At 33.0% G+C, this 20280-nt stretch carries 22 protein-coding genes; 9 read left to right on the top strand and 13 right to left on the bottom strand.

The window, feature by feature from the left end:
• The first annotated feature begins 86 nt into the window (after positions 1–86).
• From ACRHNM_RS04670 to ACRHNM_RS04645, 6 genes are all read left to right on the top strand, one after another.
• The gene (locus ACRHNM_RS04670; protein WP_431134184.1) at positions 87–590 is read left to right on the top strand and encodes a Dps family protein; all 504 of its coding nucleotides are present in this window, start codon (positions 87–89) and stop codon (positions 588–590) included.
• A 144-nt stretch (positions 591–734) separates the two neighbouring features.
• A complete protein-coding gene (locus ACRHNM_RS04665; protein WP_431134182.1) occupies positions 735–1637 on the top strand; it encodes a mechanosensitive ion channel family protein in 903 nt (300 codons plus the stop codon).
• Between the two features lie 122 nt (positions 1638–1759).
• The gene (locus tag ACRHNM_RS04660) at positions 1760–1921 is read left to right on the top strand and encodes a DUF1328 domain-containing protein (protein ID WP_431134180.1); all 162 of its coding nucleotides are present in this window, start codon (positions 1760–1762) and stop codon (positions 1919–1921) included.
• A 43-nt stretch (positions 1922–1964) separates the two neighbouring features.
• Positions 1965–2135, top strand: coding sequence for a hypothetical protein (locus ACRHNM_RS04655; protein WP_431134178.1), 171 nt, complete (start codon positions 1965–1967; stop codon positions 2133–2135).
• A 175-nt stretch (positions 2136–2310) separates the two neighbouring features.
• Entirely contained in the window at positions 2311–2856 is a 546-nt protein-coding gene (locus ACRHNM_RS04650; protein WP_431134176.1) for a hypothetical protein, read from the top strand.
• Positions 2857–2936: 80 nt separating this feature from the next.
• Positions 2937–3617 (top strand): DUF2461 domain-containing protein, encoded by a 681-nt coding sequence (locus ACRHNM_RS04645; protein WP_431134175.1) that lies wholly within the window; start codon positions 2937–2939, stop codon positions 3615–3617.
• Here ACRHNM_RS04645 and ACRHNM_RS04640 read toward each other — a convergent pair.
• Positions 3610–4059, bottom strand: a complete 450-nt coding sequence (locus ACRHNM_RS04640) for a hypothetical protein (protein ID WP_431134173.1) — start codon at positions 4057–4059, stop codon at positions 3610–3612. The genes ACRHNM_RS04645 and ACRHNM_RS04640 overlap by 8 nt on opposite strands.
• Positions 4056–4469 carry a glyoxalase gene (locus ACRHNM_RS04635; RefSeq protein WP_431134171.1) on the bottom strand — a complete coding sequence of 138 codons (414 nt, stop codon included), beginning with the start codon at positions 4467–4469 and terminating at the stop codon, positions 4056–4058. Before ACRHNM_RS04635 ends, ACRHNM_RS04640 begins: the two co-directional genes overlap by 4 nt.
• 173 nt (positions 4470–4642) lie before the next feature.
• Between ACRHNM_RS04635 and ACRHNM_RS04630 the strand changes: the two genes are divergently transcribed.
• Together ACRHNM_RS04630 and ACRHNM_RS04625 are read left to right on the top strand one after the other, a co-directional pair.
• Positions 4643–5527 carry a DUF72 domain-containing protein gene (locus ACRHNM_RS04630; protein WP_431134169.1) on the top strand — a complete coding sequence of 295 codons (885 nt, stop codon included), beginning with the start codon at positions 4643–4645 and terminating at the stop codon, positions 5525–5527.
• 24 nt (positions 5528–5551) lie between these two features.
• Positions 5552–5947, top strand: coding sequence for an acyl-CoA thioesterase (locus ACRHNM_RS04625; protein ID WP_431134168.1), 396 nt, complete (start codon positions 5552–5554; stop codon positions 5945–5947).
• A 3-nt stretch (positions 5948–5950) separates the two neighbouring features.
• Here ACRHNM_RS04625 and ACRHNM_RS04620 read toward each other — a convergent pair whose 3' ends face one another.
• From ACRHNM_RS04620 to hpf, 5 genes are all read right to left on the bottom strand, one after another.
• Positions 5951–7195 (bottom strand): mechanosensitive ion channel family protein, encoded by a 1245-nt coding sequence (locus ACRHNM_RS04620; protein ID WP_431134166.1) that lies wholly within the window; start codon positions 7193–7195, stop codon positions 5951–5953.
• Positions 7196–7486, bottom strand: a complete 291-nt coding sequence (locus ACRHNM_RS04615; protein ID WP_431134165.1) for a DUF3817 domain-containing protein — start codon at positions 7484–7486, stop codon at positions 7196–7198. It abuts the gene before it with no gap.
• Positions 7487–7532: 46 nt separating this feature from the next.
• Positions 7533–9713 carry a T9SS type A sorting domain-containing protein gene (locus ACRHNM_RS04610; RefSeq protein WP_431134163.1) on the bottom strand — a complete coding sequence of 727 codons (2181 nt, stop codon included), beginning with the start codon at positions 9711–9713 and terminating at the stop codon, positions 7533–7535.
• Between the two features lie 186 nt (positions 9714–9899).
• On the bottom strand, positions 9900–10727 hold the full coding sequence (locus tag ACRHNM_RS04605; RefSeq protein ID WP_431134161.1) for an OmpA/MotB family protein: 828 nt from the start codon (positions 10725–10727) through the stop codon (positions 9900–9902).
• Positions 10728–10851: 124 nt separating this feature from the next.
• Positions 10852–11154: a ribosome hibernation-promoting factor, HPF/YfiA family gene (hpf, locus tag ACRHNM_RS04600; RefSeq protein WP_431134159.1), complete on the bottom strand. Its 303-nt coding sequence runs from the start codon at positions 11152–11154 to the stop codon at positions 10852–10854.
• Between the two features lie 197 nt (positions 11155–11351).
• Between hpf and ACRHNM_RS04595 the strand changes: the two genes are divergently transcribed.
• A complete protein-coding gene (locus ACRHNM_RS04595) occupies positions 11352–12071 on the top strand; it encodes a hypothetical protein (RefSeq protein ID WP_431134157.1) in 720 nt (239 codons plus the stop codon).
• Between the two features lie 689 nt (positions 12072–12760).
• Here the strand turns inward: ACRHNM_RS04595 and ACRHNM_RS04590 are convergent.
• The 6 genes from ACRHNM_RS04590 to ACRHNM_RS04565 all read right to left on the bottom strand — a co-directional run bounded on the left by ACRHNM_RS04590 (position 12761) and on the right by ACRHNM_RS04565 (position 20255).
• Positions 12761–13558, bottom strand: a complete 798-nt coding sequence (locus tag ACRHNM_RS04590) for a hypothetical protein (protein WP_431134155.1) — start codon at positions 13556–13558, stop codon at positions 12761–12763.
• A gap of 163 nt (positions 13559–13721) precedes the next feature.
• Positions 13722–16193 carry a S8 family peptidase gene (locus ACRHNM_RS04585; RefSeq protein WP_431134153.1) on the bottom strand — a complete coding sequence of 824 codons (2472 nt, stop codon included), beginning with the start codon at positions 16191–16193 and terminating at the stop codon, positions 13722–13724.
• A gap of 3 nt (positions 16194–16196) precedes the next feature.
• Positions 16197–17174 (bottom strand): AAA family ATPase, encoded by a 978-nt coding sequence (locus tag ACRHNM_RS04580; protein WP_418638712.1) that lies wholly within the window; start codon positions 17172–17174, stop codon positions 16197–16199.
• 266 nt (positions 17175–17440) lie between these two features.
• The gene (locus ACRHNM_RS04575; protein ID WP_431134150.1) at positions 17441–18475 is read right to left on the bottom strand and encodes a serine hydrolase domain-containing protein; all 1035 of its coding nucleotides are present in this window, start codon (positions 18473–18475) and stop codon (positions 17441–17443) included.
• An 18-nt stretch (positions 18476–18493) separates the two neighbouring features.
• On the bottom strand, positions 18494–19348 hold the full coding sequence (locus ACRHNM_RS04570; protein WP_431134148.1) for a CPBP family intramembrane glutamic endopeptidase: 855 nt from the start codon (positions 19346–19348) through the stop codon (positions 18494–18496).
• A gap of 244 nt (positions 19349–19592) precedes the next feature.
• A complete protein-coding gene (locus tag ACRHNM_RS04565) occupies positions 19593–20255 on the bottom strand; it encodes a DUF2490 domain-containing protein (protein ID WP_431134146.1) in 663 nt (220 codons plus the stop codon).
• Positions 20256–20280: the final 25 nt, after the last annotated feature.

Genomic DNA, 20280 nt, shown 5'->3' with positions numbered 1-20280 from the left:
ACCGCTTGACAACGCTCAAATATCCCATAGTTTATATAGTGTAATTATTTATTAACATTAAAATATTAACACTAAAAATGCACATTATGAGCTATTTGAATATGAAAGATGAAAATTTAATACCTGTCGTAGTAGAGTTAAACACACTATCGGCAAACTACCATGTATATTACCAAAAATTAAGAAGTTTCCATTGGAATATACTGGGAGAAAACTTTTTCGATTTACACAATAAATTTGAAGAATTGTATACCGATGCACGAACTAAAATAGATGAAATCGCTGAACGTGTACTGACCTTGAGGCATCATCCAATGAGTAAATTGAGTGACTATTTAGAAATTTCAGAAGTAAAAGAAGTGTCTCCTTTAAAATCTGATAGAGATATGGTTCTAGAAATTCTTAATGACCACAAAATCCTGCTTAAACAAATGAGTACTGTTATTGAAAAAGCCGAAAGTGCTTCAGATGAAGGTACCATAGACTTAATTGGCGCTTATATTAGAGAGATGGAAAAATCGAGTTGGATGCTAAATGCATGGACTAAAAACACATCTGACAAACTGAAGGTTGACGTCATTGAATCATAACCTAAACAACGACTTCAATGCTTATTAGAGTTAACATAATAATCATATAAGCAAAGTCTATCAAACCAGTATAACGATATTTGTAGTGTTGGTATGATAGATATTAACGAACTCCAAACAACGACTTACAAATTAGATAAAACAATGAAAGAACAATTAAATACAGCATTCGGTAATTTAAAAGAAAAACTTTTAGGTTGGTTTAATGCCATTATAGAAAACTTACCAAATTTAATCTTAGCAATATTAGTTTTTGCTACTGCATTTTTCGTAGCCAGATACGTGAGCAGATTCGTTGAAAAACTAGTCAGTAAACGTGTCGAACAAAAATCTATAAGCTTGGTAGTTTCTAGAATAGCTTCAGTAATTACAGTATTAATTGGTTTATTTCTGGCCTTAGGAATTCTTAATTTAAGTCAGGCATTAACCTCGCTTCTTGCAGGTGCAGGAGTTATTGGTTTAGTTGTAGGTCTTGCTTTGCAAGGAACGCTATCAAATACCGTATCTGGAATTGTGTTATCATTCAGAAACAGAATCAGAATAGGAAACTGGGTGGAAACCAATGGCTATTCAGGTGAAGTTATGGACATTAATCTGAATACCTTTATTTTAAAAGAAGCAGATAACAATATTGTTGTCGTTCCTAACAAAATGATCTTAGAAAATCCAATTAAAAACTATTCTTTAACCACTAAAATGAGAGTGTTTTTAGAATGTGGTGTTGGTTATGAATCAGATTTAGAATTAGTTGAAAAACTAACCAAAACAACCATTGCTAATACTTTTGATCAGGTTGAAAGTGCAGAAGATGTAGAATTTTATTACACTGAATTTGGAGGTAGCTCTATAAATTATTTATGTAGATTTTGGATTGATGCTGAAAACATGCTTGAAAAACTTAAAGCAAAAACCAGAGCTATTATTGAAATTAAAAAAGCATATGATAAAGAAGGAATTAATATTCCATTCCCAATCAGAACTTTACAATTTGACAATAAGTTAAATATACATGCTCCAGAATTAAAAGAAGCCTACTCAAATAACTAAATTACTAAGTGAACTGCTTTAGTCTCTTATGTCATGTGGCATAGGGTAATACACTAATAGCCTAACTTAAGAGTTCTGAAAGTCAGACACTCAATTATATAAACCATTAAAAACACAAAATTATGTTACGTTGGACAATCACATTTATTATCATAGCAATCATTGCTGCAATCTTAGGATTTGGCGGAATTGCTGGAGCATCAGCAGGAATAGCTAAAATATTCTTCTACATTTTTATAGTACTTTTTGTATTATCCTTACTGAAAGGACTTGTAAAGAAGTAAACTAAAAAATCTAAAACTCACATTAATCTAAAACTAATTTAAAATGAAAAAATTAACATATTTATTTATCGCGCTGTTTAGTTTAAGTATACTAACAACAAGCTGTAGAGAAGAAAAATCTACTGGAGAAAAAGTTGAAGAAGCTGTCGAAGATACGGGAGATGCTATGGAAGATGCAGCAGACGATGTTGAAGATGCTATTGATGACAACTAAAACTTTCATGACTCTAATAACTCTAAGTCTTGTATTTACAGGCTGAAGAGAATAGAAAACACCTGATGAATCGTTGAAGTTGTAGTTGAAAAAATAAAAGAAGAATCAGGTAATGACAATTATTATTAATTAGAAAGTCTAATTAATACACGTAGAACCATTAATAACAAACAAAATGAAAAATTTAATTTATGCATTTTCTTTACTAATGGTGACTGGAGCTTACGCTCAAAATAAACCAGTTGACAAGGTAGAGGAAACAAAAACGAAAACAATAAAAGTTAAAAAAGACGGAGAAGTCGTTGAAAACAAAGTTAAAGTAACTACCACAAAGGAGCAACAGGTAAAAACTAAAGCTGAAAAGAATAGTACGATCAACAATGATAGAGTATTTCCAAAGGTTAAAGTTACAAAAACTGTAAGTGTAGATAATGACAATGATCCTTTTTACGATTCAACTGATAAAATTGAATACTACACCAATGAGGATGGAAAATATTTATTTACATCTAATAAAAAAGGATTTACGATGAGTGATGCTCAAAACAATACTATTGGATTTGCAGCACGATCAACAAACAATCAATATTATATTCTTAATATGAACAATTATTCTGGAGTTGGATATTTTAACAATGATGGCAACTTTGTCGTTGAGTATTATAATTCAGATTTAGAAATGCTTGTCAATAAAGAATTTAAAACAGATACCAAGTTTTAAAAATAAGTCTGTTGTTTATACTAAAGTCTCGATATCACTATCGGGACTTTTTTTGTACTTTTAAACATAAAATCACCACAATGGCTACTCCAAAACTTTCAAATGATATTCTTGACTTTTTTAAACAATTAGAAAAAAATAATGACAGAGACTGGTTCAACGCACACAAAAAGGAATTCAAAAACCTAGAAGCTAAAGCTAAAGCAGCTTATAAATACATTTATGAAGCCTTAAATAAGCATGATGTTGTTGATGGTTTCAAATTATTCAGAATTTATAGAGATGTTCGGTTTTCAAAAAATAAGTTGCCTTATAAAACTCATTTTGGAGGGGCTTTTAGCAGAAAAAAACCCGAATTAAGAGGTGGTTACTATTTACATGTTCAACCTGATGACGAATCATTTATAGCAGCAGGATTCTGGGAACCTAATAAAGAGGATTTATTGAGAATCAGACGCGAATTTGAGCAAGACGATCAAGAGATTAGAGCGATTATAAATGCTAAACCATTTAAATCTGTTTGGGGAGATTTTGTTGGAGATGAGTTAAAAACTGCTCCCAGAGATTTTGATAAAGAGCATCCAGCTATTGACCTTATTAGAAAAAAACAATATATTTTCACTAAAAAATACACTGACAAAGAAGTGGTAAGTGATACCTTTTTAGAAGATGTTAATGCTTCATTTAAAGCCGTTCGACCTTTCTTTGATTATATGAGTGATGTTTTAACAACCAATCTTAATGGTGAATCGATCATTTAACCTCCAGAATTTTATATCTGCTGTCATTAAAAACAATCTCATCACCAACAGTTTTATTAAGTAGTAATTGGCCAATTGGTGAGGATTTTGAAATGATAAAATAAGACTCCTCATCGATTGCTACTTTTCCGATACTTACTGCAATATAAAAGTTAGAAGAATCTGTTTTTACCAAACTCCCTAAAACGATATTTGGATGAATGGTTTTTGGATTGATGAGTTTAATCACATCCATCATTTTTGAAGCGTCACTTAAATATTGAGCATTTTTCTCTAAATCATTAAGCAGTTTCCCATGACCAGAATCATCATCCTCGTCTGAACTTTTATCATTACTTTCTATAGCGTCTTTAATCGTTTCAATTTTATCTTTATAACTAGAAATACGCTTATTCACATGAGATAAGCATACCTCATGTAACTTGGTTTTAATCGTGTTCATATAGCCTCAGCTAGTGGTTGAACAAACAACTGAATATTACTAATCAAACGTTCTTTAACAATAGTCATCATTCGTTTGTTTAAAGCTGAAGAGTTTTGAATATAAAGCTGATATTCTTCCACAGTAAATTGCCCTATAATCATTCCCTTTACAGAATTTCTGAATTTCATATCCTTATTGATAGCGTTCTCTATATAAGCTAATTGCTTAGGCAAGGACAAATCGTAAAACACATTTTTTCGTTTAGAAATATAATTTCTAAACACAACAACCAGCAAGTGATTTTGCATTTTTATAATCGGACGCAAGGTTGCATTTTGAAAGCATTCATCATCAGACATATTGTCGCTGACTCGAGCTGAAGCAATAATAGGTCTGATAGATTTTAAATTTGTAGATCGATCATTCATGGCTTTAATTTTAATTAAAAATAAAAATTATGATTGCCTTATATGATGAGTCTCCTATATCTTGTTAACTGTGTTATTAACAAATACGCAATACACATCAAGATATAGAATATTATAATATCAATGTGTTCCATTTAAAATCACAAACAATTATATTTGATAAAAAGTAGATTATGAAATTTGGAAGTGTTGATAATCCCGAAAATTTAGATTTAAGTTTACCTCAAGACCACATTGATACAGCACGAGTTTTAGATAAGGTTAAAGATGATAATATTCCTGAAATTTATGTTGGATGCGCCAAATGGAATAAAGCAGATCTTAAAGGGTTTTATCCACGAGGCACTAAGGATGAATTGAGCTATTATTCGCATCAGTTTAATTCAATAGAATTGAATGCAACATTTTACCGAATTTTTCCTGCAGAACAGTTTACTACCTGGTATCATAAAACACCTGAAGGCTTTAAGTTTTTTCCGAAACTGAATCAAGAAATCAGTCATTGGAAACGCTTAAACGAAGTCAGTGCTGTTGTAGATCATTACCTGTCAAATGCCATACATCTTAAAGAAAAACTCGGAACCATTTTCTTACAAATGCATTCAAATTTTGCGCCTAAAGATTTTGACAGAGTAGTTCACTTTGTTGAGAGTTGGCCAAAAGACATCGCATTAGCCATAGAGTTTCGCCACACCAATTGGTATAATGATGAACGTGTTTCTAACCAGTTATATGATTTGCTTGAAACAAACAACATTTCAAATGTTATCGTCGATACTGCAGGAAGACGTGACTTAATGCATATGCGATTAACCAATCCTACAGCTTTTGTACGCTATGTTGGTGCTAATCATAAAAGCGATTATTCACGATTAGATGAATGGGTTATCAGGTTAAAAGAGTGGAAACAGCAAGGCATAAAGGAAATTGATTTTTTTATTCATCAAAACATTGAAAAAGAATCTCCTTTATTATCTGCCTATTTTATAAAGAAACTCAATTCAGAATTGGGTTACACTCTTAAAATTCCAAATGAAGATAATGACACGCTTTTTTAAATTCAACTAAACAACAAGACAACAATGAGATTCCACACACGAAAATGGGTAAAACCCGAAGATTTAAATCCTAATCAGACCTTATTTGGAGGTCAGCTTCTGGCATGGATTGATGAAGAAGCTGCGCTTTATACAACAATTCAATTAGAGAATTCTAAAATTGTTACCAAGTATATTTCTGAAATAAACTTTATGGCATCAGCTAATCAAGGAGATATTGTTGAAATTGGTATTGAAGTTGTAAACTTTGGAAAAACATCTTTAACTTTAAAATGTGAAGTACGAAATAAAATGACCAGAGAAACCATATTAACGGTCGATAATATCATAATGGTTAATCTTGGAGATGATGGTAAATCAAAACCACATGGAAAAACGAGGGTAGAGTATGTTAAAGACAGGTTAGCAGGAGAGGAGTAGCAATTAGGTAACATCCATAAACTTGGTTGGATACTCAAAGACTTCTAAATCAAAAAATGGAACAGCAGCTAGTGCATGGTCAAAAATATCTGCCATGATATATTCATAGTTTTCCCAGCGCTTATCACTACTAAAACAATAAATTTCTAAAGGCAAACCATGAGGCGTTGGTTCTAATTGTCTGACCATAATAGTCATGTCTTTATTAACGCCAGAATGATTTTCAATATAGGTTTGCATGTATTTTCTAAAGGCACCTACGTTGGTCATATTGCGACCATTAATTAAAACAGACTTATCTATATGCTTCTCTGTATTAAAGCTGGTAATGTCTTTTTGACGCGACTCTAAATAGGCAGAAATTAATTGAATTCCTTTTAGTTTATTGATGTCAGCTTCTGTTAAATATTTAATACTTTTCGCTTTCAGAATGATAGAGCGCTTTATGCGTCGACCTCCTGACGATTGCATACCTCTCCAGTTTTTATAAGAATCTGAAATTAATGCATACGTTGGAATATTAGTAATGGTCATATCAAAATTCTGAACCTGCACTGTAGATAAATTTATTTCAATAACTTCACCATCTGCTCCATATTTTTCCATAGTAATCCAGTCACCAATTCGCACACTATCATTAATGGCAACTTGAATACTAGCAACAAATCCTAAAATGGTATCTTTAAATATCAATAGCAAAATAGCTGAAGCAGCACCTAGGGTTGTAAAAAACTTAAGGAAGGACAGGTTTATTAAAATCGCTAATATTGAAGCAAAACCAATAATCCAAATAAATAACATCGCAACCTGAATGTAGCTGTCAATGGGTTTATCTTTTAATCGTGGTAAGGTTTTAAAATACGATTCAAACGTTTTAAGCACACTTCTAATAATCCATATGGTCAATACGATACCATAAACTTTTATCAGCATCACGATGTAACTTTCAAACTGCGGAAAATCATGAAACACCAAAGGAAAAAGTTGAATGGTAAGTACCAAAGGCACCAAATGAGCAATACGTCTTGGCGCACGATGATTAACCAGTAAGTCATCAAAGTTTGTTCGTGTTCTTTCAGAAAAACGGTTAGAGAAGCTTATAATGAGCCTTCTGGTAATGCGGTCAGCAATAAAAAGAAATATGGCCAATATGATTAACAAACAGATCATATTGAGGTACTTTGCTCCAACCTCAGAAAGCCCTAATGATATGAAATGGTCGTAAAAAAAATGACGTATGTGTTCCATTTATTTCGCTTGTTTTAGATAAGTTCTATCCACGTAAAAGGTACCAAAAGGAATGATCGATGCCACTAATACTATAAATAACGTTTTACCATTCCATTTGAGTTGAGCCGAAAGTAGAACAGCTAATACAACATACGCTACAAATAGAATGCCATGTGGCATTCCTAAAAGTTTTACATATTGTGGATCATCTGCAAGATACTTGATTGGCACTGCTACAAAGAGCAGTAAAATATAAGATATACCTTCTAATAAAGCTATAATTTTAAAGCTATTGAATACTGAAAACATAAAGACATCATTTGAGTGCAAAAATACCTTATATGACTTGTTTTATCTAGTTTTTAACAACTTTTTTAACGAATACAGTGGTGTTATTGATATCTATAATTTTCGCAAAATATAAACCAGCAGCTAAAGATGATAACTGTAATTGTGTACTGTTTTGAAATACATCAGATTGATATATTCGCTTTCCATCGAGACCGTACAGTTCAACACGCAAACTCTCATGTCCATGATGAACTATGTTAAGATCATTTTTAAATGGAATAGGATAGAGGCTAATGGTATTTTCTAAAGTAACTGTTGGAGTATGTAATGTGCCTTCAAAATAAGTTACAGCTAAATTATACGCTTCATTTCCTATTTTATCACCAATAATTCGTCCTCTAATATCATCAATAGGAGGATGGATTCCTCCCCAAATTCGCGATAAGCTGGTTTGATCTGAAGCATCGCGATAGGTTGCCCATTGTAAGGTCATGTTTTCTGTAGGACCAACTTCAAATACCAGAAAATCATTTTGAGTTAAGTCAAATGTTCCCATTCCACCTGGAAAAAACGGATCACCAGTTAAACGTGTTAATACTTCAGCAGCAGCTCTAGAAAACGTAGAGTGACCAGATAGGTAGCCAGCAAAAGGAGGTGTCACAAAGGTGCCTCTTTGGTATGGCCACCAATGCTCCCCTAAAATCCAGTCGACACCAGCAACATCAGTTTCTGGATCGTTAATAAAATCTGGACCTCTCCAAGCATATATTTTAATCTTTCCAACATTTTCATTCGCTCCACCAGCCAATTCTTCTCCTGCCTGAACTTGTTCTATCAAACCTGGAATTAATGGCATGCCATGCGGATCGTAGTTTGGTAAAGAAGCATCACTACTTTGACCTTTTCCGGACATGTATCTTATGGCTGAAATCGGACGAATATAATCGTAATAGCCTTTAATTCCCCAAACATTAACCGCAACATCATGCATGGCTCCACCAAGGGTTAAATAGGATTTCACATCCCATTCCAAATCACTTACTACTGGACCTTGCCCTCCAATTTTCTTTACTAAATCTGGATGGTCGCTTACGTAATTTAATATCGTAAACCAATGTCCTGGAGGTGTTTCAGAGTCTGGACCATCTGCCCAAAACTCAGCCAGAACTCTGGCATAGTCAGATCGCTTAACGATGTTGGGAGCATAAGGTTGTCCTGTTGCTGGATTTAAAGCATGGCCTGTACTTGCGTCACCACCATTGGTAAAGTCATAAAATGATTTATATTCTTCAAACGTTTCAGGAAGATTACTCAAATCAAAATTACCAATAGCACCTGGTGAAATATCAATTAGTGTAGGGTCATTAGGATCTAAATGAGATGACCATGAGGCCACTAAAGCAAAATGCCATTTGTATGGATCATCAAAACCATCTTCATTTGAATTTTGGATATAAGCTGGAGGTCCTGGATCGTTATAAACATAACTATCAAATCCATCGTTTAAAACCTGTAAATCTTCAGGAACTAAACAAAAAGGTTTTACTTGTCCCCATTCCGGACTTAAAAACGCAGGTGTTTCATCAGGAAGAATATTTCCTCCTTGATCTATAAAGGTGTCAAATGCTAAAGGTTGCCATTTGTTTGGGTCAATGGCAGTATTATCCTGATACAATTCTAAAATTAAAGGCGGATTATCTGGTGTGTAAAATGCATTTGGGTAATTAAACTGTTCATATGAAAAATCGTCTAAACCATAAGCAATCATTTGAGCGGCTAAATAGTTTCCTAAGGCAGCATAAGAGCCAGTGCTATAATCTTCAGAGGTAATGGCTTCATTGTAGCCATAACTTGTAAATAAATCATCAATTTCCTGAGTTATTTCGGTTACCCCTGGAGAATTAGCAAATCTGTGTTTAAGCAATCGCATCATAGCATAGCTAATCACCTCATGGGTTGCAGCATCTACATCTGAAGGAGGAGTAATGCCTGTAAAGGCACAATTGTAGCCATTAAAATTTTGTCCTAAAAAAATTGTTTCAGCTTGTGCATCAAAAATAGCCCAAGCATCGTACATCAATACAGAACTGTGAAATAGATTTCTGGCATGAACTGTGGGTCTGGCAAAATCTGAACGAACAGCATCTAAAAAAACTTCATTCCATTCACGAGCGACAGATTGCTGTGCTTGTGATTCTGTAATCACAGAAAAACATATAAAAAGGAGTAAGGTAATTTTTTTCATAATGGTCAGTAGGTTATGATTTATACTCCAAAAATAGGAAAGATTTTGAATTAACAAAGAAATGTTTCTACTAACTTCGTTGAAAAACCCTAATATATAGACTATTAGGATGGTTTTATAAAAAAAGGACTACTGCTTACACAGTAGTCCTTAATGGATTAATTAATTGTAATAAGAGGGTAAGTTCTAATTATTAGAATTCATAAGCGCAAAGAACTTATCAATATTTGGTAATATAACGATACGTGTTCTACGGTTTGTCGCTCTGTTTTCTTTAGTGTCATTATCAACTAGTGGCTGGTAAAAACTACGTCCAGCAGCAATAAGTTTTTCTGGTGCAACACCATATTTATCCTGTAACTTTTTTACAACTGAAGTGGCACGCAACACACTTAAATCCCAGTTATCTTTTATAGAAGCATTTTGCTTAAATGTTTGATTATCGGTATGTCCTTCGACCATAATGTCTAAGCTTTCCTCAGAATTTACAACATTGGCTATTTTTTGTAAGATCGCATCCGCTTTATCGCTTATTTTATAGCTTCCTGAGTTGAATAGCATCTTGTCGGAAATGGATATCATCACTACCGTTTCTTCAATTTTTATTGCAATATCGTCATCTTCTTCAATGGTATCCATAGATTCTTTTAAATTGAATTGCAATGCTAAATTCATAGAATCTTTAAGTGTTTTAGCAGTTGCCAAGTATGCAGGAGGTACGTTTTTAAGAGATTCTCTTAATGCTTTTTTCTGATTTTCAGATATGACAACACCATCTACATTAACAAGCTTGGTGTTATTATCTTCTGTAAGAGAGTTAATTTTCTGATTGTAGTCATCTACGCGTTCTTCGATGGCTGCAAATTTAGCTTCAAGCTCTTCTTTTTCAACTTTAGTTTTAGTCAGTTCGCTTTTTAGTTCACTATTATCTTGCTCTAAAGCCACATACTTTTTCTTTGAGACACAAGCTGTGAATAAAATTGCAGTACATAGGATTATTGAAATTCGTTTCATAATTTTAGTTTAAATGTTATTAGTTATGTTTTATTTACGGTTCTAAAGTCTATATAGATGTTTTAAAACCTGTTTTAAAATATAATTTAGAGTTTGTATTTCACGTAAAACCCTCAAATTAAATTTAATACGTCTTCATTTTTTCTTTACGTTTTTTTAATTGTCGCATTAATTCATCGATAGTTTCGACGACTGAAGCATGAAATTCATCATGAGAAGCTTCAGCAAATAGGCGAGGACCAGGAGCACTAAGTCTAATGCCACAAATCTTACCTGTTTCGTCGCTGGACGTATTTTCTGTTTTAAAAAACACATCTGCACGAATCACAAATTCGAAACGAGTGAATAGTGGTTCTAATTTTTCTTTAGTAAATGCCTCTAAAGATTCACTTGGAGAGACATCGTGATATTCAAATATTACTTTCATATGTTCTAGCTTTAAATTATTATGTAACTAATTAATTTAGTACATTTTACATAATGATACTGGAAATTACTGGTAATACGTGACGCATTTCTTAAGATTTTTATCTCATATGAATTAAGAGTCAGTGTTCATTGAGTTTACAGGTGTTTTTTATTTCTGAATAGTTAGGTTATATTTGGGAGTAATCACATGAGCAGATGAAGATCTTTAATAAGCAACGTTATGAATTTATGAATTTGAAACAGTTCCGAAAGTATATGCTGTATGCCACAGGTGAAATTATCTTAGTCATTATAGGTATTTTAATTGCTTTGGCTATTAATAACTGGAATCAGCAAAAACAGCTTAAAAACGCAAACCAGGAGCTTCAGAAAAAAGTTATAGTACAACTGGATAAGGATATCGGGTTTCTTAAAGATTTTCAAGAGGATATCGTGGGTTTAAATCAAACCTATCTTAAAGTGCTGGGACGAGATTATGACAAAGATAAGCTCAATGAAGGCAGTATGATTAGCACTGTGTTATTTTCTGTGAACACGTTATCTTTAGACAAGCATTTAAATAATTTAATTGACAATGCTAAATTAGATAATAGTAAAGCCTCACAAAAAATGATTGATATTAATAGTATGTATAAGATATACTTAAAGGATATTGATGATATTGAGGCTATTATTTATGAAAAGATGACCAATAATTTGGCTGTAATTGAAGCGACTCAATCTTGGTATGCAGAATTGATCACTGATTTTAAATGTAGAAATGATTGTATTACGTATTTATTAACGGATGAAGGTCATAAATCTAGAATTGCAACATTGCGTTTTTTATATGTTAGTGGTTACGGAAGTATTATTGATGGATTTATAAATGATTTAATTTCGGCTAAAGCTGAATTGGAAAGCCTTATTGAATAATAAATGCTAACGTGATCTTGTATAATTCTATAAACGTCAACCCAACCGATTTAATTCTTGATTTACATATGAGGAGTAGACTTGATAAAATACTGTTTATTTCTATTTTACATAATATAAATTATAGTACAATTGTAATTCTTCGCCAATAAATCTTGATTGTTGATTATATAGCTATTATGGCTTGTTATAGTTAGCGTATACCAAACCATGATTGGTATATTATTGTTTGTGCCATTTATAAAACGCTCACAGATTGCTGTGTTTTAACAGCTGAACTCATTCTTATGGATTGGATTTGTGTTTTGACCTGGTGCTCAAGAATTGCGTATTCTGTAATTTGATACAGGATTTTACGTTTAAGCGATTTATATGATGGTTGGATTTTTGAATCGTTTAAACATGATGACATTTTAATATGATGTACGCATGATTTATCAATTGGTTTCAATTTGAATGCATTTGGGTCTTGAATGGATTTGCTTTGGGATTGGTATGGCGTTTTAAGGTGCACATCATGGCGATGACACGAGGATTATACGCTTTTGACACGAGACAACTACGGCTGAACTATGGGTGAACTTCGAGTGAACTTTAGGCTAATTATTGGTTTTTTTTATGCTATTGATGGTGTTGTATTGTGTTTATTTATGGTTTTGATCATATTTAACACCCTTACCATTAGCAAGTTACAAAATTTTTATGATATTCATCGCATTTGCCGATTTTAACTCGTACATGGTGTTATTTTCTAAGCTACTAAAGGAAATTCCTAAAGCGACGACTACGGCTGTGGTATTTGCCAGTGGTTCATTAAATGGTACACTGGTTTCGAGGTTTACAGGTATTGGTGTATTTGAAATGGCGATGGGCTGACTTTGTATGTACACGCCGAGTGCATTTTGACTGGGATGCTCTGGTTGATAGTTTTTGGTTTTGGTATTGAACTTGTGTTTTGATACTGTTGCCAAAGCTAATGTGAGCTGCACATGTGTTGCGGTTTTGGGTTGCCCTGTGAGGTTTGCTTTAGCAATGCTGGTACTCATTGTAATGGTGTCTCGGTTTGGTGTGGTTTGTAGTTGGTATGCTACTTTTACAGTATAGCCAAGCGGACGTTGTTTGTTGAGTGGAAATTGCTCTAATATGCTGCCATTTGTGGCGATACATGCCTCTCGTTTTCCCAACTCACCACTGCCCTGTTGTATGATTTTACGACAGACTCCTGTTAAACGACCTGCCATATAGGTGTCTTTAAAGGTTTGAAACACTGTTTTAAGGTTTTGATTTCTGATGGCTTTAGAGAGTGCTGTTGCTGCTGCAAACTCCTGGTTGTTCATTTTGACCTTATGATAGGCAGGATCGGTGTTGATGCGCTCTTTGCTTGGTGCTGATGAACGCCTGATGACGGTTTTGCCATTGAGTGTGTAGCTAATGAATTTTGTGTCGTTACCAAACAGGTCTGTGATGGTGAATTTTGGTTTGGACATGATGGTATGGTGTTGTTTCCTTGTTGTAAGATAAGGAAAAAAACGACACCTGTAAACTATTTTCTATGTGTTTTATTTGCCTATTCTATTATTGTATTGGCTAAAATTTTATGGGTCAAGTTAAAATCGAGATTCTACTTTACATAATATATTTAAGAATTACCTATTCATTTGATATTGGAATACTAACAGGAACAGGAATTTGAGCTAAAACATTATTGTAAATATCAACTTCTATAGATTCTGTTTCAATAGAAACTATTAAGCTATAATCAACATCGGAGTTATATCTCATTAGCTTTTTTCGGTTTTTCCACCAACCTCCAATTGGATAGATTGCAATCTTATTTCTTAATGCTAAATCTGCAGCTGAACCTTCCCATAAGTCCTTATGAATACTTCCTTTATCTCTAACTTGACTACCTAATAACCAATTTTCACTACCTTCTTGCACGTAATCAACTTGTTCTTCTTTAATAGCTTTGCTTACACGAGCTTTAAACCTTTCTAAACCTTCATTTCTATCTATCATTTTAAATCTCAAACCATGTGATTTATATGATTGATCACTTGCGTATCTTCTATTTCCAGGATTTGGTTCAATAAAATATGACAATGTTATTTTTAATTTAACATTCGTCTCTGCTAAATCAGTTAATATGTCGCTAGGCCAAGGCAAATCAAATAGATGAAACTCATTTGTTTTAGCCCTACTTTGCTCGTATTTATAAGGCCTTAAAGACCTCTCTGCTATCATAGTCAAAGAATTTTCAGCACTATACTTGGCTTTGCTTAAATTTGGAATTCCATAGCCAATTTTAGATATAAGATTCCATTTTTCATCTGAACTTAAGTCACTAATATTTGAATTATTTAGTAATGCACTACTCCATTCAGCTGAATGTATCATTAAAGCCCTTATTGTCTCTGGCTTATAATTTGGATACATTTGATATAATTCAGAAGCAAATTTTGAAGCCAAAGCGACTGATGCGCTTGTATCGGAAAATGTTGTTAACCATGATCTTCCTACCCCTCCTACACCTGTTGATAAAAGTTTTAATGAATCATGATCTAGAATGCCTGAATTAAATATTCCGTCATTTCCACCTTCAAATACAACATCTGGCTTTCGAGGCCATCTTTTATTCCATTTTAAAGAAGTAGAATTACAAGGTGACATTTGACCTCTTTGAGCTAGTAACTCTGCTCCAGGGAATTCTTGAAGATCTAACCTGTCTTTCTCTGTAAATGAACCAACTGTAATTGCATTAAATGATTGAGCAGGATCTTCAACGGAAAAATCTTCATTGGATATTGGATAATTTAATCTATCATTTAATGGTAAATTACCTCCAGATATTAGGAATAATGTGTTATCGTTTCTCTCATTTATAGTACCAAATGATTTTTGATCTATAGCAGCAGACCAAGAAGAAGGTCTACCTAAATATTCATTATCTGGTGCTGTTACAGCTAAACATACTATTCTTTTTGAAAATGGATTTATTACTTCTGCGCTTGCAATGGCTTCCAATGTAATTTTCCCATATAAATCAGGATCATTTGCTGTACTAGCGTCTATAATTTTTATACTTTCAACATTATTTGTTATGTTAATGATTCCAGTATTACTTAATGGTTCATTTAAATCACCATATAAAATGATACCTGCCATTGGTGTTCCATGTCCATGCCTGTATGAATCAGCTGTTGTCCATTCTGGATTTATAGAATCCAAATTCCTTACAGGAATTAAATCTTCTAAAAGAGGATTAGTTCTATTGACACCAGTATCTAAAAGACACACAACTACATTACTTTGATCAATTTCATTATTAATTCTACCTTTTAAATCGTCAATAAACTCACCTTCCCAAGTTTTATCCAAATTTGTAAAGAAATCTGAAGTTTCAATTGGCTTTCTTAATTCAGCTAAATTATTTTGGTATAATAAAGTTCTAGCCAATTGTTCAGGTGTTCCTTTTATTAAACCAACAATGTTTTCTGGAAACTCTAATATTCTTTCGTTTGTTATAAGTCCACTATCGCTCAAAGAATTAATAGATGATAAAACTTCTTCTCTACCTACATTACTATACCAAACCTCCCACCAAACATCTTGACCTGCTGAAGGGAAATCAATTTCAGGCTCTTGCCAAAAACTTTCTAGAGTTGCTGCTCTAATGTTTTCAATGTTTGAAATTAAATTTTGATTACGTGGATTTCCACCAGAGGTGTCTTCGGTTAAATATTGTTCAATCTTGGTTAGAAAATTAGAAACAGCTCTTTTGTTTAAATAAACTGCAATTTTATATACAACTTGTTCCTGTCCATCAACATCGTTAGTAAATATGGCTTTACATGAAGCTAATCTAATGTTATCTCCAGCATCTTCAAACCTATCAAATGTTAGTTCAAAATTAACTGCTGATTCAAATTCAATATATACAAATTCATAATCAGCATCTCCTTCTGAAAATTCGGTAACAGCATGATTAAATGATTGTTGTAAATGTGTTCCGTGCTGTTGCCTATTTGTTCTAGGTTTTAAATTGAAACCTCCACCTCCATGTGTACTATATGGAAATGAAGAAGTGTATCCATTTAGACGAATATGATTTAAATCTGACATTTATTAGAAAGGCTTTTTTCTAGAATTTATTATTTCAGTTATAAATTCTAAATTAGATTTTTCCTCTCCGTAAATAAGAATATTTTTCAGGAAATCTTCACAAACTCGTTTTAAGTCCGAAAAATTAAGTCCAATAGATTTTTTGGATAGATTTAGAAGTATATTATCTGAATCAGATAACTTTTCGTTTAATTCTCTTTTATAAAATTGATAAATTTGTTTTTCTGTTGGTAGTGGATAATTAATAATATCATCAAATCTTCTAAAAAGTGCCTCATCAAGATTTTCTGGCATATTTGTAGCAGCAATAATTAAACTATTTGACTCATCCTTTTCGATTTGTAAAAGAAAACTATTCAAAACTCTTTTTATTTCTCCTACATCATTACCATGATTTCTTGTTGTTCCTATACTATCAAATTCATCAAATAAATAAACAGCTCTAAACTCTTTCATTGTATCAAAAACTAAACGAAGTTTAGCAATTGATTCTCCCATATATCTGCTTATAAGACCATCAAGTCTAATAACAAATAAAGGTATTCCCAACTCATTTGATAATACTTTTGCAGTCATTGTTTTACCACAACCAGGTGGTCCTGTAAGAAGTAATTTTTTTCTTGGAAATAAGTTATGCTGTCTTAATTTTTCAATTTGCTTTTGCTCATCTAAAATTCTGATTATGATTTTTTTTAGTTTATCATTTAAGACCATATCTTTCAATTTGTCATTAGGTCTTGTAAATTCTAATAAATCATTCAACTCTTTTTGAGCAGCATTTACTGGTAAGTTTTTTAGACTTCCAACATCAAGTTTAGACTTTTTAGAATCTTTAATTAACTTCTTTAGCTCTTCAGCTAGTTCTTGACGACCCTTTCTTGCCTCTGCTGCAGCTATTTGCATTGCAGTAGCATAGAATCGAGAATCATCTCCATCACTAAAAGATTTAATTAGGCTTTTTATTTGTTCTGCAGCTGCCATTTTATATTATCATGCTATTTGCCGTAAAAATATACAAAAGTTTCATCAATTAATTATGCTATAGTGCAATTTTAAAATTAAATTTATTAATAATTCCATTCCACACATATTACGCTTCCCTCCTACGTCGTTGCATAAAAAGTGTTCCATTAACATTGCAGAAGAAACTCTTGAGAATAAATTTTATATAAAAACTGTGAAGTTTGCCAAAGCGCCAAGTGGCTAATTCTCTAAAAAGTACTACCTGTAACACCACTAGAGTTATTTTAGCTTTGCTTTTTTACTATTTTGTAAATTCTTTTATTAATGATTTCTGATAAGTTCCAATTGTACAGCTTAGGGTCGGTTGTATTGTAGAGCGCAACAATAACAGCATCAATATCTTTATAGTATTTTGCAAAACTTTGGTAGCCAGGAACCCATCCTGCATGTTCATACTCATAAATGGACGTGTAAATTTCTTGTTCTCCTGGTTTAAATAATGAACCATCGTTTAATGCTCTTAGAAAAGTCCCGATGTCTTCTGCTGTGGCTAACATGCCATGTTCATCTGCTTTTAAATCAAAAGGATGCCCTACATGATAGCCGCTCATCACATCATCTAAATTTACTTCACTTAGTGAACCGAAGGTATGGTTAAGGTGTAAAGGTGTTAGAATTTCTTCCTGAATGAATTGAAAATTATCATAACCCAATTCATCATCCATTATCTTGTTGATTAAAAGGTAATTGGTGTTACAATATTCATAGTCTTTATCGGGTTTAAAGTTGGCGGGCTTGCCCTGAATTAATGCCAAACTTTCTTCAAAAGTATTGGTTGGAGCTGCCCAAAAATTTGGAGCATCTGTAAAATTAGGGATACCACTTCTATGTTGTATCATCATTCTTAAAGTGATTTTATCTGCGTTTTCAATTCTTCCTACAAGTTCTGGTAAATAATCAGCAATGGTTTTATCTAGAGAAAGCCGTCTATCACTTACTAGTTTGGTAACAGCCACAGCATCATATAGCTTACTGATGCTTGCAATTTTAAAAAGAGCTTTTGGTTTAGCAGGAATTTTGGATTCTCGATTATGCCAACCGGAAGCAAAATACTGAGGTGGTTTACCCGCTTGATCTACGTAAACAATCATGCCGTCAAACCCATGATTAATGGCTTCATCTACTTGTTCCTGAACTGTATCAGGCAGTGGAAGAATCCATGCTTTTACCAATAACCATGGTACGAAAAACAGTGATGCTATGGTTGCAATCAACAAGGTGATTTTAATGATTCGTTGTGTGCTTTTCTTTGTCTTCATAACACAAAAGTGAATTTGTTATAAGTTGTTTTTTATTGCTTTGCCCCAAAAGTAAATGCCAAAAGCACTGGTAACGATGGCAAACATAATTCCGTTTTCACCAAGCCAATGTTCTGTACCTTCTACTTTTAGTGTTAGCGGAGGCATTATTTTTTGAATATACACATTACTTACGGCATGAAAAATTACTGCTGGCCAGAGGCTTTTAGATTTAAATGTGTAGTAAGTCATTATAAACGACATAGAAATGATTACGGTAAAGAAGGTGATGAATTCTAATAGCACATTATTACTATAATAAACAAGCAGTGGCCAATGCCAAGCAGCCCATATAATACCACTAAAAACAGATACACCAGAAAAAGACAGTACTTTTCTCAATTCATAAATAAAAAACCCTCTCCACCCTATTTCTTCTCCTAAAGTGGTTGCAGAGGCTCTGATCACTTCAACAGTACTTAATAAAATAATAGCTATGATGGTTATTGAGGTTGGATTTAAAGTCCCTATGCCAAACAAACCAAGTTCTTTTCCCCATTCTGTAATGGTGTTTTCATCAGCTAAGCTTCCGAGTTCAAAAATCCAAATTAATAGATAAGTGATAATGCCATATAAGGCAGGAATAAAATAAGACCATCGGATGTATTTCCATTTTCCCCAGTTCCAATGTAGAGATGACATTTTACGCCCTTTTAATTTTAAGGTTATAATGGCAGCTATTGCAGGACACCACATGATGGCTCCAACATAGATTCTTGAGGGATATAAATTAACAATGGCATAATGCAATGGTGAAGTAAGAGCAATGACAAGACCGAGAAATATAAAGATTGTTATCCAGGTTTCCTTTTTGCTTTCTTTTGGTGTTGTCATGGTTGGTTATTTTATTGACCGACGAGCAAGTATAAACCTTGTTACATTGCTACTACTATAAATTTAAAAAAAGTACGTGTTGAAACCTTTTATTTACAGCACTGTCACTATGTAAATAACCAAGTGCAAGTCAAATAGAGTTATAAATTTCATGTATTAAAATTAATAATAATAAATTACTTTTTATACCCGATAGCAACCATGCTTTGTATGGATCTCTATATCATTTGGTAAAAGGTTTAGTTTACAAATCAATCTCATAGCTACAAACCAAAAACAATTCGTGTTCAGAATTTTGAATGTAATCTGCCAAACGGTATTGTAAGCCTATTTCTAAACTTGTTTTTGGGTTGAAACTCCAACCGTGCATAAGGCTTAGGCGCTGTTCTAATTCTGGCTTTTGGGTTTTGGCAATCTCGAACAGACTTTCGGTTTCTGTAATAATATAATTGTTGGTTTTAGACAGTGGAAATTTCAACCCTAATTCATAACGTAATCTATATTTTGTAGTAGATTTAAAGAAACGTAGTTCGGTTTGTAGCTCTTGCTTTAAATTGAGTTGTGATGAACTGGATGCCCATTCAAAAGCTTGTAATAGTCTAAATTCGTTTTCTTCAGAGGCTATAAAGTGTTCTTCAAATCGGTATTGTAATCCTAAGGAAAGGGCTTGTGTTTCGTTTAAAGCATAGGTGGACGTGTGTGCAAATTCTAGATGCTTTACTTGATATTGGAAATCATCCATTCTATAAATGTAGTTTCTGTTTTCGATACCAAAACTATGGGAATATTTAGAAGTTATGTTGTAGTTAAATTCAACTTCAGGCTCAAAAAAAAGGGTAAGACTTTCTTGTGCCTTTCCTTTTAGGCTTCCGCAGTATAATAAGATTAAAAAAAACAGGTATTTCATTTTAATTAACGAAGATCATTGTTGG

The sequence above is a fragment of the Psychroserpens mesophilus genome, from assembly GCF_050617655.1.
GTDB lineage: Bacteria > Bacteroidota > Bacteroidia > Flavobacteriales > Flavobacteriaceae > Psychroserpens > Psychroserpens mesophilus_A.
The sequence above is the reverse complement of the archived record's forward strand: the minus strand, read 5'-3'. Positions and strand labels throughout refer to the sequence as shown.

Excerpts from the sequence above, each read along its gene's own strand:
- ACRHNM_RS04610 (WP_431134163.1), bottom strand. The coding sequence starts at position 9,713 with ATGAAAAAAATTACCTTACTCCTTTTTATATGTTTTTCTGTGATTACA.
- ACRHNM_RS04590 (WP_431134155.1), bottom strand. The coding sequence starts at position 13,558 with ATGTCCAAACCAAAATTCACCATCACAGACCTGTTTGGTAACGACACA.
- ACRHNM_RS04585 (WP_431134153.1), bottom strand. The coding sequence starts at position 16,193 with ATGTCAGATTTAAATCATATTCGTCTAAATGGATACACTTCTTCATTT.
- ACRHNM_RS04575 (WP_431134150.1), bottom strand. The coding sequence starts at position 18,475 with ATGAAGACAAAGAAAAGCACACAACGAATCATTAAAATCACCTTGTTG.
- ACRHNM_RS04660 (WP_431134180.1), top strand. The coding sequence starts at position 1,760 with ATGTTACGTTGGACAATCACATTTATTATCATAGCAATCATTGCTGCA.
- ACRHNM_RS04605 (WP_431134161.1), bottom strand. The coding sequence starts at position 10,727 with ATGAAACGAATTTCAATAATCCTATGTACTGCAATTTTATTCACAGCT.
- ACRHNM_RS04565 (WP_431134146.1), bottom strand. The coding sequence starts at position 20,255 with ATGAAATACCTGTTTTTTTTAATCTTATTATACTGCGGAAGCCTAAAA.
- ACRHNM_RS04650 (WP_431134176.1), top strand. The coding sequence starts at position 2,311 with ATGAAAAATTTAATTTATGCATTTTCTTTACTAATGGTGACTGGAGCT.
- ACRHNM_RS04665 (WP_431134182.1), top strand. The coding sequence starts at position 735 with ATGAAAGAACAATTAAATACAGCATTCGGTAATTTAAAAGAAAAACTT.
- ACRHNM_RS04620 (WP_431134166.1), bottom strand. The coding sequence starts at position 7,195 with ATGGAACACATACGTCATTTTTTTTACGACCATTTCATATCATTAGGG.
- ACRHNM_RS04670 (WP_431134184.1), top strand. The coding sequence starts at position 87 with ATGAGCTATTTGAATATGAAAGATGAAAATTTAATACCTGTCGTAGTA.
- ACRHNM_RS04645 (WP_431134175.1), top strand. The coding sequence starts at position 2,937 with ATGGCTACTCCAAAACTTTCAAATGATATTCTTGACTTTTTTAAACAA.
- ACRHNM_RS04595 (WP_431134157.1), top strand. The coding sequence starts at position 11,352 with ATGAAGATCTTTAATAAGCAACGTTATGAATTTATGAATTTGAAACAG.
- ACRHNM_RS04630 (WP_431134169.1), top strand. The coding sequence starts at position 4,643 with ATGAAATTTGGAAGTGTTGATAATCCCGAAAATTTAGATTTAAGTTTA.
- ACRHNM_RS04625 (WP_431134168.1), top strand. The coding sequence starts at position 5,552 with ATGAGATTCCACACACGAAAATGGGTAAAACCCGAAGATTTAAATCCT.
- hpf (WP_431134159.1), bottom strand. The coding sequence starts at position 11,154 with ATGAAAGTAATATTTGAATATCACGATGTCTCTCCAAGTGAATCTTTA.
- ACRHNM_RS04570 (WP_431134148.1), bottom strand. The coding sequence starts at position 19,348 with ATGACAACACCAAAAGAAAGCAAAAAGGAAACCTGGATAACAATCTTT.
- ACRHNM_RS04655 (WP_431134178.1), top strand. The coding sequence starts at position 1,965 with ATGAAAAAATTAACATATTTATTTATCGCGCTGTTTAGTTTAAGTATA.
- ACRHNM_RS04635 (WP_431134171.1), bottom strand. The coding sequence starts at position 4,469 with ATGAATGATCGATCTACAAATTTAAAATCTATCAGACCTATTATTGCT.
- ACRHNM_RS04640 (WP_431134173.1), bottom strand. The coding sequence starts at position 4,059 with ATGAACACGATTAAAACCAAGTTACATGAGGTATGCTTATCTCATGTG.
- ACRHNM_RS04580 (WP_418638712.1), bottom strand. The coding sequence starts at position 17,174 with ATGGCAGCTGCAGAACAAATAAAAAGCCTAATTAAATCTTTTAGTGAT.
- ACRHNM_RS04615 (WP_431134165.1), bottom strand. The coding sequence starts at position 7,486 with ATGTTTTCAGTATTCAATAGCTTTAAAATTATAGCTTTATTAGAAGGT.